Annotated in this window: 7 protein-coding genes and 3 rRNA genes; 8 read left to right on the top strand and 2 right to left on the bottom strand. The window is 69.5% G+C overall.

Features of this window, described 5'->3' with window-relative positions; all coding sequences use genetic code 11:
- Nucleotides 1-669: 669 nt before the first annotated feature.
- From BS83_RS03420 to BS83_RS03410, 3 genes are all read left to right on the top strand, one after another.
- Nucleotides 670-3,384, top strand: coding sequence for an asparagine synthase-related protein (locus tag BS83_RS03420; protein WP_063774084.1), 2,715 nt, complete (start codon nt 670-672; stop codon nt 3,382-3,384).
- 37 nt (nt 3,385-3,421) lie between these two features.
- Nucleotides 3,422-3,910 (top strand): universal stress protein, encoded by a 489-nt coding sequence (locus BS83_RS03415; protein WP_051942558.1) that lies wholly within the window; start codon nt 3,422-3,424, stop codon nt 3,908-3,910.
- 193 nt (nt 3,911-4,103) lie between these two features.
- Entirely contained in the window at nt 4,104-4,733 is a 630-nt protein-coding gene (locus BS83_RS03410) for a DsbA family oxidoreductase (protein ID WP_037600855.1), read from the top strand.
- A 234-nt stretch (nt 4,734-4,967) separates the two neighbouring features.
- On the opposite strand, the gene BS83_RS48210 is transcribed toward BS83_RS03410, so the two are convergent.
- Together BS83_RS48210 and BS83_RS03400 are read right to left on the bottom strand one after the other, a co-directional pair.
- A complete protein-coding gene (locus BS83_RS48210) occupies nt 4,968-6,854 on the bottom strand; it encodes a sigma-70 family RNA polymerase sigma factor (protein ID WP_084713220.1) in 1,887 nt (628 codons plus the stop codon).
- A 230-nt stretch (nt 6,855-7,084) separates the two neighbouring features.
- Nucleotides 7,085-7,822, bottom strand: a complete 738-nt coding sequence (locus BS83_RS03400; protein ID WP_063774083.1) for a helix-turn-helix domain-containing protein — start codon at nt 7,820-7,822, stop codon at nt 7,085-7,087.
- 286 nt (nt 7,823-8,108) lie between these two features.
- Here BS83_RS03400 and BS83_RS03395 point away from each other — a divergent pair, with 286 nt between their 5' ends.
- From BS83_RS03395 to rrf, 5 genes are all read left to right on the top strand, one after another.
- Complete coding sequence (locus BS83_RS03395) at nt 8,109-9,440, top strand: NAD(P)/FAD-dependent oxidoreductase (RefSeq protein ID WP_051942557.1); 1,332 nt, start codon at nt 8,109-8,111, stop codon at nt 9,438-9,440.
- A 446-nt stretch (nt 9,441-9,886) separates the two neighbouring features.
- Nucleotides 9,887-11,593: an ATP-binding SpoIIE family protein phosphatase gene (locus BS83_RS03390; RefSeq protein WP_408640978.1), complete on the top strand. Its 1,707-nt coding sequence runs from the start codon at nt 9,887-9,889 to the stop codon at nt 11,591-11,593.
- 423 nt (nt 11,594-12,016) lie between these two features.
- A 16S ribosomal RNA gene (locus BS83_RS03385) occupies nt 12,017-13,535 on the top strand.
- Nucleotides 13,536-13,770: 235 nt separating this feature from the next.
- Nucleotides 13,771-16,874: ribosomal RNA gene (locus tag BS83_RS03380) — 23S ribosomal RNA — on the top strand.
- Between the two features lie 59 nt (nt 16,875-16,933).
- Nucleotides 16,934-17,016: ribosomal RNA gene (gene rrf / locus BS83_RS03375) — 5S ribosomal RNA — on the top strand; the annotation flags it as partial.

Raw genomic sequence — 17,016 nt, 5'->3', positions numbered from 1 at the left:
CCTCGCGCTGCGCCCTGCTGCCGCCGCAGCCCACTGCGGTCCGCCTCCGGTCGTCCGTACCGGCTGTCCGTCCTGTTGAGAGCGGCTGTGGGCTGCCGCGGACTGCTCTCAGCCGTACGTCCAGTACACCCAGAGTAGTTCCCTGCCTGCCCAGGGTTAAGGGGTCTTGTTCCAGTTGGCGCGATCCGGTACCGGTTGGGGCAGTTCCGGCTTGTCCTATGCCCCTGGCGCGTGCGGCAGTGCGCCCCGCCGTGCCCCCTCCCCCGAAGGGGGAGCCGGCGCTTGCATGTTGCCGTGGGTCGGCCTGCCGTCGAGGACCCGGCGGGTCGGGGGACGCCGTCGCCGTACATCCCCGCGCGGTGGCGGACCGGTCCGGGGGGTGTGCGGACACCTCCCGGGCCGCGAGGAATGTCGCGGGGCCCCCGGGTCCGCGGTCCCGGGGTCGGGGCCCGGACCAAGGAGGGGATGGCCCGGGCTCCACTTCACCCCGCGCCTCCTGCTCGCCGCCGCACCGTCGGCCCTTCTGCGACGCCACCCGACAACAAAGCACCGTGTTCCGGAAGTTGCCTGCTCCCATACCGCAGCCGATCGCTCCGTGAGCTGGCACCATGTGAGCTGACGGTGCGGCACCGTGCTGCCTTTGGCGTGGGGGCGACGATGCGGTGGTTGGTGGGCTGGAACGGCGCTCGGGGCGCGGCCGCGCTCGATGCTGCGGCACTGCGGCCGGTCGGCGGACGGCTGCTCTGGCCGGGAGCCGATCCGCTGTGGGCGGTGGGTGACTGGCGTCCGGACGAGATCCGCAGCGTCAGTCTCTACCGGCACCGCCGCCAGTGGCGTCATGTCGTCCAGGCGGGCTTCCCCGATCTCGGTGACGGCGCCGACGGGTTCGGGGAGGGATTCGCCCGGGGAACGGCCGAGGGCGACGGCTTCGCGGGCGCGCCGGGACCGCGTCGACTGCCGCCGGACGACGGCGCGGTCGCGCGCCTGGTCGTCCTGGGACGCTGCGGCGCGGCGGACTCGGCCCTGCGGACGGCCCTGCTGGCGACGAGCGGCGGAGCGCTGCGGCACCTGACGCTGTGGCCCGGCAGCTACGTCGTGGTCCTGCAACAGGGCGCGCGGGTGGCCGTGCTGGGGGATCTGGCCGGCGTCCACCCCGTCTACCACACGCCCTGGTGCGGCGGCACCGCCTACGCGACGGCCGCGCTCCCGCTCGCCGACCTCATCGACGCCCCCGTCGACCGCGTCCACCTGGCGGCCCGTCTCGCTCTCCCCGACGCGCCCGAGGGCGTCGGCGACACGAGCGCGTTCTCCGGTGTCCGCTGCGTCCCACCCGGCCAGGCCCTCAGCGTGCGCGCGGGCATACCGGACGTCGGCGTGTACGAGGCGGTCCCCGGCGGGGTGGGCACCTACGAGATGAGCGAGGCCTCGGCGACGGCCGAGGTGACCAGGTCCCTGCTCGAATCCGTCCGGCTCCGCGTGCGCACCCCCGCCCCGGCGACCACCTTCGGCCTCGGCGCCCTCAGCGCGCAGCCCGCTCCGCCCGCGCCCCCGAGGCGGCGCTTCGGGGGCGCGGGCGCGGCGGAGGGGACGTCGATCCTCTTCGGCAAGGACCCGGCCCGACCCGACGCGGGCACCCGGCGTCCGGCCGCGTCGGCGTGGAACGACCCGCAGGAGGCGGTGTTCGGGGCCGACAGCGGCCGCGCACGGCAGGTGGCGGGGGACGGAGCCGCGAGCGGGCGGGGGATCGACGAGGCGGCCGGTCGGTCGTTCGACGGCCGTGAGCCGGGCGAGGGGGAGGAGGAGCCCGGAGGCCTGCTGCCCCGGCCGGCGGTGAGCGTGGACCTCTCCGGCGGCAGCGCGTCGACCGTGCTGGCGCTGCTCGCCGCCGGGATCCCCGGCGCGGGCGGTGCGCGCGTCGGCGCCCGGTCCGGCGCACGCGCGAGGACCGTCGCCGTCACCGAGTCCTTCCCGGGCGAGTCGCCTGCGCAGCCCGCCCGGCACCCCGTGCTCGGCACCTTCAGCGAGGAACGCTGGGGCGACCCCCGCAGCTACCGGTCGCTCCGGCACGGCCCCGGCGATCCGGAGGGGGCCGCCGTCCGCCCCCGCACCGGCGCGGTCCGAGGTTCCTGGGCGCGCGTCGGCGGCGAGCCCGTCGCGGAACCCTCGGGGTTGCTCGCCATCACCTACACCGACTCCGAGGGCGCGACCGGCACGCCGCTGAGCCCCGGCAAGGAGGCGGAGCTGCTGCGCGCCCGGACGGTCGCCGAAGCCGCCGCCGACCGGCTCGACCACGTGGTCGTCCCCGGCGGTCAGGAGACCCTGCCCTATGCAGGCCTCGCCGACGACCCGCTCGACGGCCCGCTCACCGACGAACCGGGACCGGCGCTCGTCGCCGCCCTGCGGCTGCGCGCCCGCCTGGCCGCCGCAGGCACCGACCACATCAGCGGCCACGGCGCCCGCCACGTCCTGGACGGTCACCCCGCCCGGCTCGCCGACGTGCTGATCGACCGTCGCCGCAGCCCGCTGCTCCGGCCCGTCGCGGCGCTCGCCCGGGCCGACAGCGCGGTCGTCGGCACCCCCGTCGCCGTCGTCCGCGCCGCCCGCCGGCTGGCCAGGACCGCCTACGTCGACGGACTCCAGGACGCCGCCGCCGCGCTGGTCGCCAACCGCGCCGACGACACCCTGCCCGGCAGCGCGGGGGAGGCCTCCGCCCGGGCGCTCGCCTGGTGCACGCCCGGACCGGCGGCCCCGTGGCTGACGGACGACGCCCGCGCCGCCGTCGCGCAACGGCTCCACCTCGCCGCCCGCGCCGGAGCGCCCGACGAGCGCCCCGGCGCCCGCCGTGCCCGCCATGCGCTGCAACGCCGGGCGGCGGACTTCCGGGTGCTCGCCCAGGTCGTCGAGTCCGCGCCGGACGCCCACGGACAGCGGCTGCACGCGCCGTTCCTCGACAACCAGGTCGTCCGGGCCTGCCGTCTCGTACCGGACCGCGCCAGGATCCAGCCCGGCGCGCGGCACGGCATCCTGCGCGCGGTGCTCGCGGGCGCGGGCGTCCGCGAGATCCCCGAGGGCTGGGGCACGACCGCGGCGCCCGACCCCTACGCCGCCGCGGAGAGCGTCCGGGCCGGACTGCGGCAGTCCGCCGAGGCGCTCGACCGGCTCTTCGCCGCCCCGCTGCTGGGGGACTGGGGCCTCGTCGACGCCCCCCGGGTCCGCGAGGCGCTGCGCGCGGCCGCCGCGGACGAGCCGGCGCCGCTGGACGGCCTGGCCGACGTGGTCGCCATGGAGCTCTGGCTCCGCCGCCTGCACGCCCGCCGGGGCTCGTGCTGGACGGGCCTGCCCGCGGTCCCGCGCCCGGCGGTGACGGCCTCGCACGTGTCCTGACGGCCCGCCGGGGAGCGTGACGCCCATGATGGGTGCCATGCGCACACTGCCCGTCTCCCATGAGCCGCCGCCGGCGGACGCCGCGCCCGGCGTGCTGGTGGGCGTCGACGGCTCGGACGGCTCGCTGTGGGCACTGGAGCGCGCCCTCGCCGAGGCCCAGGCGCACGCGGTCCCGCTGCGGGTCCTGGCGGTGGTCAACCCGACCCCGGCCGGTGTCTCGGCCGGCCTGGAGGACGTGGCCCAGGACAGCGTGGGCCGGCTCCTCGCCGGCATGGCCGACGTCGTCCAGCGCGGTGTCGTCTCGGCGTCCGCCCGCGTGCCGGACCCGGGCACCCCCATGCTGCACGTGATCGCTGGCGATCCGATCGCCCTGCTGCTCCGCGCCTCCGCCCGCCAGCACACCCTCGTCCTGGGGACGAGGGGCAACGGCGGCTTCTCCCGCCTCCTCCTCGGCTCGGTCGCCTCCGCGCTGACCTTCCACGCCCTCTGCCCGGTCCTCCTCGTCCCCGGCCCGCACCGCGCCTAGCGCTGCGCGCGTGGCCTGCGGTCCCCGGGTTCGCTGCACCCCGCGCCTGGCGCTGCGCGCTGCCTGCGGCCGCCCCGTTCCGGTCTCCCCCGCCCCGCGCCCGCCCAGCGTGCGGACTCGGAGGCGGAATTTCGGGCACGGCATGCGTGTTTCAATTTCTGAGCGCGCAGACAACGGATGGGAGCCGTGCCTCATGAAGGTCGAGATCTACAGCGACATCGCCTGCCCCTGGTGCTACATCGGCAAGCGCCGTTTCGACCGTGCGTTGGCCGCATTCGACGGCGCGGGCGATGTCGAGGTCGTCTACCGCCCGTACCAGCTCGTGCCCGACGCGCCCACCGAGCCGAGCCCGCACCGCGCGTGGCTGGAGGAGCGCTACGGCCCGCAGTCCCGCGCGATGGACGACAGAGTCGCCGCGATCGGCCGGCAGGAGGGCATCGACTACGACTTCGACGCCGCGCTGCACGTCAACACGATCCACGGCCACCGCCTCCTCTGGCTCGCCGAGCGCGAGTACGGCGCGGCCGTCCAGACGGAACTCAAGGAGCGGCTGCTCGCCGCGCACTTCTCCGACGGCGTCGACATCGCCGACTTCGCCGCGCTGACCGACGTCGCGGTCGCCTCCGGCATGGACCGCGCCCGCGTGGATTCCTTCCTTCCCTCCGCGGAGGGCGTCGCCGAGACCCAGCGCGAACTCGAGCACGCCAGGGCGATCGGCGTCAGCGCGGTGCCGACCTTCGTCTTCGACGGCAAGTACGCCGTCCAGGGCGCCCAGGAAACCGAAACCTTCCTCGCCGCCCTCCGCCAGGTCGCCCAGTCCTGAGCACCGCGGACGGCCTCAGGGGCGCGAGGCTCTGCTCATGTGCGCCTCCGGCGCGTGGGCGCGGCACTGCTCACCGGAGGGCCAGGTGCACGACCTCAGGGGCGCGGGGAACTGCGCGTCAGGCCACCGGCATGCGGATGGTCCTCAACGCGCAGCGCCATCCGCACCGGGTGGGTTCTCGCACAGTTCCCCGCGCTCCTCAGGTCGTGCAACTGGCCCGGCGTAGGCAGCGTTTCAGCAGGTGAAGCCGGCGTCGGCCCAGTCGGCCACCTGGCCGCCGAAGTGGCCGTGGCTGCCGTGGACCACCAGCTTGATCGAGGTCACGCCGGTCAGCGGCACGCTGAAGGACTCGGCGGCGTCGCCGCCGTGCAGTTGGTCGGAGCGCCACAGCACCGCGCCCGTCGATCCGTCCTCGACGGTGAAGCGCGCCGCGCCCCAGCCGAGCGTCAGATCGTCGATGCCCACCGAGCCGTTGAACACCCGGCAGGTCCGGTTGAGGTCGATCACCGTGGTCGAGGGCGCGACCACGGTGACGCCGCGCCGGTACGGCGTCCCGCCGACGCCGACCCCGTCCGGCCGCTGCCAGACCCAGTTGAACGCGTCCGGCTCGATCGCCGGACCGGTGGTCGTGCCCGCGCCCGCGAACGGCAGGGTGTCCAGCGTGTACGTCACCGGAGGCGGTGGCGGTGGCGGCGGGGTGGGTGTCGGCGTGGGAGTGGGCGTCGGTGTCGGGGTGGGCGTGGGGGTCGGCTTCGGGATCGGCTTCGCCACCACCGGGACCGGCCTCGGGGTCGGCGTCGGCTTCGGCGCGACCGCGGCCACGGCCGGCGCGGGGGTCGGGGTCGGGCTGGGGCTCGGGGTCGGCAGGACCACCGGCGCGGGAGCGGGCTTCGCCGCCGCCGGGGGAGCGGGCTTCGGCTTGAAGTCGTTGCCGGTGAGCGCGAAGGCCAGCCCCACCGCCGCCGCGACCGTCACCGCCGTCGCGATGCCGATCTTCACCGGCAGCCCGATCCCCTCGGACGCCGCACCGCCGCCCGCCGCGCTCCCGCCTGCGGCGCCGCCGCCCGCCGCACCTCCCGCCGCCGTACCGCCGCCCGTCGTCGCGGCCACCCCGGCCGCGCCCGCCGTGGCCGCGCCGGCCAGGCCGGCCGCGATGACGGTGAAGTAGCCGGAGCCCAGCCAGACCAGCAGTCCCGAAGGCAGCAGCTCGCGCAGGCTGTGGTTGAGGTCGACCAGCTCCAGGTAGGCCGCCGAGCAGCGGTCGCAGTCCTGGAGGTGGGCCCGGACCTCCGCGGACGCGCGCTTGCCGAGCTGCCCGCGTGCGAAACCGCCGAGCCGCTTCGCGTACTGCTCGCAGGCCGAGGCCTGGGTGTCGGAGATGTGCGCCTGCAGGAACGCCGTGGCGAGCCGCTCGCGCGCGCGGTGCGCCTGGACGGCCGTCGCGTTGGCCGTCTTGCCGATCAGCAGCGCGACCTCGCGCGGCGGCTCCTGCTCGACCTCGGTGTGCCACAGCAGCAGCCGGTCGTCGGCGTCGAGATTGCGGAAGGCCCGGACGATCAGCGACTGGTCGGCCGCGACCATCGCCTGGGTGTCCGCGCCGGGGTCGGTGACGTCGACCGTCGCGACGACGGCGTTGGTGGTGGCGAAGAGCTGGAAGTCGTCGACGAGCTGTTCGCGGCGGTCGCTGCGGCTCCAGGAGGCGGCGATGTTCCGCACCGCCGTCAGCAGGTAGGCACGGACGGCGACATCGGGACCCTTGCCGGCGCGCAGCGCCTGCAGTGTCCGGGCGAAGACCTCGCCCGCGAGGTCCTCCGCGGTGAAGGAGTCGCGGCAGCAGGTCCGCGCGTAGCGGCGGACGGCGACGACGTGACGGCGGTACAGCTCCTCGTACGCCGCGTCGTCACCCGCACGGACGGCAGCGGTCAACTCCGCGTCCGACGTGGCCGGTGTCTCCTCGTCGACCGGGCCGCCGGGTGCCGGGACGGTCGGGGTCGTCGCGGCGCCGTCCTCGTGCTCACGAGGCGCGTCGCTCGCGCGGTGACGTGCCGAACCGCCGCCGCCGCCCTGCGGCGGCACCTTGGCGGCAGCCGCCGCCGTTGCGTCCGGTTCCTCTGTGGGCATGACCTGGACCCCCACTCCGCTCACTCGACCGGGTCAGGTTCCCACACCACGGGGTCGCCCGGCGGAGCGAACTCCCACGAGGCCACCCCTTCGGGTTCCTCCGGCCAGTCCGCCAGTTCGACCGCGGTCGGGAAGGGCTCGACGGGCTCGACCGGAACGGACCTCCAGCGTCGGTGGGGAGCGCCTCGCAGCGCTCCCCGCCGACGAAGGCTCTGCGGAGCCGCCCGAGGTCAGACGGCGCGCAGGCCGTCCAGCAGCAGCTGCAGCAGGCGCCCCGACGCGCTGCCGTCCGAGGAGGTGTGCGGCGGCACGGACGCCGTCAGCACCAGGACGACGTCCGACACCATCACCCCGGAACGCAGCTCACCGGCCTCGCGGGCGCACCCCACCAGCTGGGCCAGCAGCTCCAGCAGGTTCGCCGGATCGGCGTCCGCGCCGTACTCGTCCGTCGCCGCGTCGGCCGACGCCACCGCGGACGTTGCGGCCGCCGCCGTCACCGCGCCGCGCTGCGCCGGCACCCGCACCATCGCCTCGGCCTGTCGGAAGGTCTCCGGCGGCAGCAGCCGGCCCGCGCCGGACGTCGCCGCCCTGGCCAGGAACGCCGCCAGCGCGTCCCACGCGCCCGGCCCCTCGCTCTGCGCGGCCAGTGCCTCCCGTGCCTGCTCGGTCAGCCAGACCACCTCCTCCGAGGCGATCCGCCGGACCAGCACCTCCTTGCTGGGGAAGCGCCGGTAGACGGTGCCGACCCCTACACCCGCACGGCGGGCGACCTCCTCCATCGGCGCGCCGTAACCCAGCTCGCCGAAGACCTCGCGCGCCGCGCGCAGCACCGACTCCAGGTTCCTTCGTGCGTCCACCCGCAGCCGGTTGGCCCCCGCCCCCCGGGAAGCCCCGTTCGCCACCGGCCCCCGCTGGACGGGAATGCTGCCGTCCGCTGAGCGCGGCAATACCTGCTCCTGCTGAACCATGAGGTTCGTCCTCCCCCGTTTGACAGATCCAACGACCATAGTTGACAGCACATCGGCGGGAACAGGGGAGTCCGGAATGATTCGCCCCCTCCGCACCGACCGTGCGCACACGACGGTCGCAGCGCAGCGTAGGGCATCTGCGCAGATCAATGGAGTCGCGTTCCCCTTCGGACACGCGCGTCCCTGGTGCCACGGCGGTCGTCGGCCGGAACTCCGCAGTGGTCCTGTCCACTCATTCAGGTACGGAGTATGGACGAGGGGCCACTGGCGGGTGCCGAATAGTGGCGTGCTCCCTCCCGCGCGCATCCTGCTCATCGGCGGCGGCCAGGTCGGCGTCAACGCCGCCCTCCGGCTGCGGTCGCGGCTTCGCCCCGGCGAGGCCGAGGTCACGCTCGTCGACCCGACCTCCTACATGACGTATCAACCGTTTCTCGCCGAGGCCGCGGCCGGTGCGATCGACCCGCGCCATGTCGTCGTGCCGCTGCGCCGCGCCCTGCCGGGGGTGCGCGTGGTGCAGGGGCGTCTGGTCTCGCTCGACCAGGCCGGCAGGCGTGCGCACCTCGCGCTGCCCTCACCGGTCCATTACGGTCCGCCCATCACCGAACTGACGCTCCCTTACGACCTGATCGTGCTCGCGCCCGGTTCGGTCTCGCGGATCCTGCCGGTACCCGGCCTGGCCCGCCACGGCATAGGGTTCCGCAGCGTCGCCGAGGCCGTGAAGCTGCGCAACCACGTGCTCTCCCAGCTCGACGCCGCCTCCTCGACCCGCGACCCCGAGGTGCGGCAGGCCGCGCTGACCTTCGTCTTCGTCGGTGGCGGCTACGCGGGCGTGGGCGCGCTGGCCGAACTGGAGGACATGGCCAGGCACGCCGTCGGGCACTACCACAACATCCGCCCCGAGGACCTGCGCTGGGTGCTGGTCGAGGCCGAGAAGCGGATCCTGCGCGAGACCGAGCCCCAGGCTGCCGAACGCACCACCGTCGAGCTGCGCGAACGCGCCGTCGACGTCCGCCTCGGCACCAGGCTCGCCGCCGTCACCGAGGACGGCGTCGTGCAGCTCACCGACGGCAGCCGCTTCGCCGCACGCACCCTCGTCTGGACCGCCGGCGTCCGCGCCAACCCCGTGCTGAAGCAGACCCGGCTGCCCGTCGACGCCCAGGGCCGGCTGCGCTGCGACATCCAGCTGCGGGTGCTCGGCTCCCAGCACGTCTTCGCGGCAGGCGACTGCGCCGCCGTCCCCGACCTCACCCGCCCCGGCGAGACCTGCCGCCCCAACGCGCAGCACGCCGTCCGCCAGGCGACCGTGCTCGCCGACAACCTCGTCGCGACGCTCCGCGGCGAACCGCTCGCCGAGTACCGGCACGAACTGAAGGGCTCGCTCACCTCCCTCGGTCTGCACATGGGCGTCGCCCAGCTGCGCGGCCGCTCCCTGCACGGCAGGCCCGCCTGGCTGCTGCACCGCGCGGTGCACCTGCGCCGGGTGCCGACCTGGGAGCGCAAGGCCCGGGTGCTGTCGGACTGGCTGCTGTCCGGGCTCACCGGAAGGGAGATGGTCTCGCTGGGGGAGCTGGAGGAGCCGCGCGCCGGATTCGAGCAGTTGCTCGACGACACGCCCTGAACCGGCGAGGCCGCCCCGTCGGTCCCACGGCGTCCGCGTTCGCGCCTGCTGTCCGGGTCTGTCGCAGGCGTCCCCGTCCGTCCCGGTATCGCATAGCAGGCTTGTGAAGGCTGTGTGTCCGTTCCGGCCGGATTTGCCGATCTTCGAGACACCCCAGGGCAGCTGATTCCCCGTGAGCGAGGTTTCAGCCACACTGGACCGGTCTCACACCGGACCGACACCGAACGGTGCCGTATCCAAAGTCGTGAAGCCTGCCCGCGGCCCGAAGGACTCCGTTGAACCTCACACGCTGGAGCGCCCGGCTCCCCGGTGGACAGCGGCGCGCCTCCGCGACGCCGGCGAGCGACCCAGGTGCGGTCCTCGGTGTTCCGACCGGTCGAGAACTCACCGAGGCCCGGATCGCCCACGAGCACGCAGGCCACCAGCACCTTGCCGTCCAGGACGTCCTGGGCCACCTGCCCGCCCTCGTCGCCATCGGCTACGGGCCAGGACACCGCCTCGGCTACCTCAGCCGCGCCTACACGGAGGTCTTCGGACCCCGCCCCACGGGCGTCCCCGCGCACCAGGTGATGCCCGAGCTGGAGGAACTGGGACTGCTGCCGCTGATGGACCAGGTCTACCGGACCGGCCGTCCGCGCACGATCAAGGCCAGGAAGGTCCAGCACGCGACTCTGGGCGGCGGCGTCAACGAGCTGCCCCGCTACTACACCTTCGTGTGCGCGCCGGTGCGTGAGCAGGAGGACCTCGGCCAGCAGCTCGCCCACCTCACGGCAGGACTCGTCGCCAGCCCGGAACACGCCCACGCCCCGGCTGTCGTGGGTTCCGGCGCACTCGCCTCGCCCGCCTCCGCTCCTGCCACCACGTCCACCTCGCCGTCGTCCACACGGGGCGCACTGGGCCTCTCCTCCCTCGGCCTGGGCAGCTTCGCCTCCCTCCGGCGCAGCACCGGCGCGTCCGACGTCTGCGGCGTGCTGGTCTTCGGCGCCGAGGTGACCGACCAGGTCAGGGTCACCGAGCGGCTCCGTGAGAGCGAACGCCGCCAGCGCGAGGCCGCCGTCACCCTGCAGCGCAGCCTGTTGCCGCAGAAGCTGGAGCAGCCGGACGACCTGCGGGTCGCCGCCACCTACCAACCGGGCGGCGCGGACACCGCCGTCGGCGGCGACTGGTACGACGTGATCACCCTTGGCGGCGGACGAACCGCCCTGGTGATCGGCGACGTGATGGGGCGCGGCATGCGCGCAGCCGCCGTGATGGGCCAGCTCCGCACCGCCGTCCGCGCGTACGCGCGCCTGGACCTTCCGCCGCACGAGGTCCTGCAGCTCCTCGACGGCCTCGCCTCCGAGATCGACGCCACCCAGATCGCGACCTGCGTCTATGCCGTCTTCGACCCCAGCGAGCAGTGCCTCAGCTACGCCTCGGCCGGCCACCTGCCGCTCATGGTCCGCCATCCGGACGGCACCGTCACTCGTCCGGATGAACCCGGCGGGCCGCCGCTCGGCACGGGTGGCTGGATGCACACCTCCGCCAACCTGCCCTTCGGCCCCGGCGCCACCGGCGTCCTCTACACCGACGGCCTGGTCGAGCGCCGCGACCAGGACATCGACCTCGGCCTCGACGCCCTGGCGGGAACGCTGGCCGGCGCGGCGGGCACCCCGGACGTCATCTGCTCCCGCCTGCTGCGCGCCATGGGGGTCACCCCCGAGCACGACGACGACGTGGCCGCACTCGTCTTCCAGCTCCCCCAGCGGGAGAACGAGGCCGCCGAGCTGTTCCGCAGCGCCTCGCTCGACCTCCTGGGCGGCGCGGAGGCGGCGTCGAGCGCGCGTGCCTTCACGACGGGGGTGCTGAGCAGCTGGCGCGTGGGCGAGGACGTGAAGGACAACGGCGTCCTGGCCGTGAGCGAACTGGTCTCCAATTCGCTCACCCACGGCCACCCCCCTATGCGCCTCCGCCTCCGCCGCACCGACCGCCGCCTCACGGTCGAGGTGACGGACGCCGACGACCACCTCCCGCGCCGCAGGCGCGCCCTGCCGGCCGACGAGTCCGGCCGCGGCCTCGCGATCGTCGCGACGATCGCGTCCAACTGGGGCACCCGCCGGACCCCTGACGGCGGCAAGGCCGTCTGGTGCGAGTTCCCGCTCCGGGAGGGTTGACACGGCCCTGGGGGATGCGTAGTGTTCTCCGAGTTGCCACGCCCGCTGAGCGGGTCTGGAGGCAGCCAAACCCCAGGAATCTGATCGTACGAATGAGCAATTCGTGCTGCCATTTTCGGGTCTGGTTGATGGATTTGGTTCGCACCGAGGAAATCAGCTAGAGTTTCACTCGTCGGAACGGGCCGGAGCGAAAAGCAAAGGCCGGAAGTTCTGATAAGCTGGAAAACGAAGGAAGCGCCCGGAGGGCCCGGTGAAACGGGGCCGAAGGAAGCGTCCGTTCCTTGAGAACTCAACAGCGTGCCAAAAGTCAACGCCAGTTACTTTTGAGATGTTTTAAAATCAGCGAGGATGCTGTGCACGAGTCCCCCTTATTCCGGTGGGATGTCGTGCCGCTCAACGCGAATGCCCGATTACGGGAATACATTCACGGAGAGTTTGATCCTGGCTCAGGACGAACGCTGGCGGCGTGCTTAACACATGCAAGTCGAACGGTGAAGCCCTTCGGGGTGGATCAGTGGCGAACGGGTGAGTAACACGTGGGCAATCTGCCCTGCACTCTGGGACAAGCCTTGGAAACGAGGTCTAATACCGGATACGACCCTGGAGCGCATGCTCCGGGGTGGAAAGCTCCGGCGGTGCAGGATGAGCCCGCGGCCTATCAGCTTGTTGGTGGGGTGATGGCCTACCAAGGCGACGACGGGTAGCCGGCCTGAGAGGGCGACCGGCCACACTGGGACTGAGACACGGCCCAGACTCCTACGGGAGGCAGCAGTGGGGAATATTGCACAATGGGCGCAAGCCTGATGCAGCGACGCCGCGTGAGGGATGAAGGCCTTCGGGTTGTAAACCTCTTTCAGCAGGGAAGAAGCGCAAGTGACGGTACCTGCAGAAGAAGCACCGGCTAACTACGTGCCAGCAGCCGCGGTAATACGTAGGGTGCGAGCGTTGTCCGGAATTATTGGGCGTAAAGAGCTCGTAGGCGGCTTGTCGCGTCGGATGTGAAAGCCCGGGGCTTAACCCCGGGTCTGCATTCGATACGGGCAGGCTAGAGTGTGGTAGGGGAGATCGGAATTCCTGGTGTAGCGGTGAAATGCGCAGATATCAGGAGGAACACCGGTGGCGAAGGCGGATCTCTGGGCCATTACTGACGCTGAGGAGCGAAAGCGTGGGGAGCGAACAGGATTAGATACCCTGGTAGTCCACGCCGTAAACGTTGGGCACTAGGTGTGGGTCACATTCCACGTGGTCCGCGCCGCAGCTAACGCATTAAGTGCCCCGCCTGGGGAGTACGGCCGCAAGGCTAAAACTCAAAGGAATTGACGGGGGCCCGCACAAGCAGCGGAGCATGTGGCTTAATTCGACGCAACGCGAAGAACCTTACCAAGGCTTGACATACACCGGAAACGTCCAGAGATGGGCGCCCCCTTGTGGTCGGTGTACAGGTGGTGCATGGTTGTCGTCAGCTCGTGTCGTGAGATGTTGGGTTAAGTCCCGCAACGAGCGCAACCCTCGTTCTGTGTTGCCAGCGGGTTATGCCGGGGACTCACAGGAGACTGCCGGGGTCAACTCGGAGGAAGGTGGGGATGACGTCAAATCATCATGCCCCTTATGTCTTGGGCTGCACACGTGCTACAATGGCCGGTACAAAGAGCTGCGATGCCGTGAGGCGGAGCGAATCTCAAAAAGCCGGTCTCAGTTCGGATTGGGGTCTGCAACTCGACCCCATGAAGTCGGAGTTGCTAGTAATCGCAGATCAGCATTGCTGCGGTGAATACGTTCCCGGGCCTTGTACACACCGCCCGTCACGTCACGAAAGTCGGTAACACCCGAAGCCGGTGGCCTAACCCCTTGTGGGAGGGAGCTGTCGAAGGTGGGACCAGCGATTGGGACGAAGTCGTAACAAGGTAGCCGTACCGGAAGGTGCGGCTGGATCACCTCCTTTCTAAGGAGCACATAGCCGCTTGCGAGCGCATGTCTCGCACGGTTGCTCATGGGTGGAACGTTGACTATTCGGCACGCGAGATGAAGGCAAGGGCTAGTACTGCTTCGGCGTGGAACGCTCCTTCTTCTGATTCTCGCGGGTCGGGCACGTTGTTGGGTCCTGAGGGAACGGGCTGGTGACAGTCTGAACCTTCTGGTCGTTGTTTGAGAACTGCACAGTGGACGCGAGCATCTGTGGCCAAGTTTTTAAGGGCGCACGGTGGATGCCTTGGCACCAGGAACCGATGAAGGACGTGGGAGGCCGCGATAGGCCCCGGGGAGCTGTCAACCGAGCTTTGATCCGGGGGTGTCCGAATGGGGAAACCCGGCAGTCGTCATGGGCTGTCACCCGCTGCTGAACACATAGGCAGTGTGGAGGGAACGCGGGGAAGTGAAACATCTCAGTACCCGCAGGAAGAGAAAACAACCGTGATTCCGGGAGTAGTGGCGAGCGAAACCGGATGAGGCTAAACCATGGTGGTGTGAGACCCGGCAGGGGTTGCCATCATGGGGTCGTGGGATTGTGTTTCAGTCGTCTGCCGGCGGCTGGGCGAGTCAGAAACCGAGAGTGTAGTCGAAGGACATGCGAAAGGTCCGGCGTAGAGGGTAAGACCCCCGTAGACGAAACGTTCTCGGCTCGCTTATGCAACTCCCAAGTAGCACGGGGCCCGAGAAATCCCGTGTGAATCTGGCGGGACCACCCGCTAAGCCTAAATATTCCCTGGTGACCGATAGCGGATAGTACCGTGAGGGAATGGTGAAAAGTACCGCGGGAGCGGAGTGAAATAGTACCTGAAACCGTGTGCCTACAAGCCGTGGGAGCACTTCGGTGTGACTGCGTGCCTTTTGAAGAATGAGCCTGCGAGTTTGCGGTGTGTGGCGAGGTTAACCCGTGTGGGGTAGCCGTAGCGAAAGCGAGTCCGAATAGGGCGAATGAGTCGCGCGCCCAAGACCCGAAGCGGAGTGATCTAGCCATGGGCAGGTTGAAGCGCGGGTAAGACCGTGTGGAGGACCGAACCCACCAGGGTTGAAAACCTGGGGGATGACCTGTGGTTAGGGGTGAAAGGCCAATCAAACTCCGTGATAGCTGGTTCTCCCCGAAATGCATTTAGGTGCAGCGTCGCGTGTTTCTTGCCGGAGGTAGAGCACTGGATAGGCGATGGGCCCCACCGGGTTACTGACCTTAGCCAAACTCCGAATGCCGGTAAGTGAGAGCGCGGCAGTGAGACTGTGGGGGATAAGCTCCATGGTCGAGAGGGAAACAGCCCAGAACACCGGCTAAGGCCCCTAAGCGTGTGCTAAGTGGGAAAGGATGTGGAGTCGCAGAGACAACCAGGAGGTTGGCTTAGAAGCAGCCACCCTTTAAAGAGTGCGTAATAGCTCACTGGTCAAGTGATTCCGCGCCGACAATGTAGCGGGGCTCAAGTACACCGCCGAAGCCGTGTCATTCATGCTATAGCCCCAACGGGTGCATGGATGGGTAGGGGAGCGTCGTGTGCCGGGTGAAGCCGCGGAGGAATCCAGTGGTGGACGGTTCACGAGTGAGAATGCAGGCATGAGTAGCGATACAAGAGTGGGAAACTCTTGCGCCGATTGACCAAGGGTTCCTGGGTCAAGCTGATCTGCCCAGGGTAAGTCGGGACCTAAGGCGAGGCCGACAGGCGTAGTCGATGGACAACGGGTTGATATTCCCGTACCCGCTTTGAAGCGCCAACGGCGAACCTCTGAATGCTAAGGCCGTGAAGCCGCCCCGGAGTCTTCGGACAAAGGGGAGTGGTGGAGCCGCCGGCCCAACAGGGTAGTAGCTGAGCGATGGGGTGACGCAGGAAGGTAGTCCAGCCCGGGCGGTGGTTGTCCCGGGGTAAGGGTGTAGGCCGTGTGGTAGGCAAATCCGCCACACAATAGGCTGAGACCTGATGCCGAGCCGATTGTGGTGAAGTGGATGATCCTATGCTGTCGAGAAAAGCCTCTAGCGAGTTTCATGGCGGCCCGTACCCCAAACCGACTCAGGTGGTCAGGTAGAGAATACCGAGGCGTTCGGGTGAACTATGGTTAAGGAACTCGGCAAAATGCCCCCCGTAACTTCGGGAGAAGGGGGGCCACGCCTGGTGACGGCACTTGCTGCCAGAGCTGGGGGTGGCCGCAGAGACCAGCGAGAAGCGACTGTTTACTAAAAACACAGGTCCGTGCGAAGCCGTAAGGCGATGTATACGGACTGACGCCTGCCCGGTGCTGGAACGTTAAGGGGACCGGTTAGCTCCATTTCGGTGGGGCGAAGCTGAGAACTTAAGCGCCAGTAAACGGCGGTGGTAACTATAACCATCCTAAGGTAGCGAAATTCCTTGTCGGGTAAGTTCCGACCTGCACGAATGGCGTAACGACTTCTCGACTGTCTCAACCATAGGCCCGGTGAAATTGCATTACGAGTAAAGATGCTCGTTTCGCGCAGCAGGACGGAAAGACCCCGGACCTTTACTATAGCTTGATATTGGTGTTCGGTTCGGCTTGTGTAGGATAGGTGGGAGACTTTGAAGCAGCAACGCCAGTTGTTGTGGAGTCGACGTTGAAATACCACTCTGGTCGTGCTGGATGTCTAACCTGGGTCCGTGATCCGGATCAGGGACAGTGTCTGGTGGGTAGTTTAACTGGGGCGGTTTGCCTCCTAAAATGTAACGGAGGCGCCAAAGGTTCCCTCCAGCCTGGTTGGCAATCAGGTGTTGAGTGTAAGTGCACAAGGGAGCTTGACTGTGAGACCGACGGGTCGAGCAGGTGCGAAAGCAGGGACTAGTGATCCGGCGGTGGCTTGTGGAAGCGCCGTCGCTCAACGGATAAAAGGTACCCCGGGGATAACAGGCTGATCTTCCCCAAGAGTCCATATCGACGGGATGGTTTGGCACCTCGATGTCGGCTCGTCGCATCCTGGGCTGGAGTAGGTCCCAAGGGTTGGGCTGTTCGCCCATTAAAGCGGTACGCGAGCTGGGTTTAGAACGTCGTGAGACAGTTCGGTCCCTATCCGCTGCGCGCGCAGGAGTATTGAGAAGGGCTGTCCCTAGTACGAGAGGACCGGGACGGACGAACCTCTGGTGTGCCAGTTGTCCTGCCAAGGGCATGGCTGGTTGGCTACGTTCGGGAGGGATAACCGCTGAAAGCATCTAAGCGGGAAGCCTGCTTCGAGATGAGTACTCCCACCCCACTTGGATGGGGTAAGGCTCCCAGTAGACGACTGGGTTGATAGGCCGGATGTGGAAGCCCTGTGAGGGGTGGAGCTGACCGGTACTAATAGGCCGAGGGGCTTGTCCATAGTTGCTACGCGTCCACTGTGCTGTTCTGAGACAGCGATCACCGCTTGTTTCACCGTGTTTCGGTGGTCATAGCGTGAGGGAAACGCCCGGTTACATCCCGAACCCGGAAGCTAAGCCTCACAGCGCCGATGGTACTGCAGG

The sequence above is a fragment of the Streptacidiphilus rugosus AM-16 genome, from assembly GCF_000744655.1.
Taxonomy (GTDB): Bacteria; Actinomycetota; Actinomycetes; order Streptomycetales; family Streptomycetaceae; genus Streptacidiphilus; species Streptacidiphilus rugosus.
Note: the sequence above shows the minus strand (reverse complement) of the source record. Positions and strands in the feature narration are given on the sequence as shown.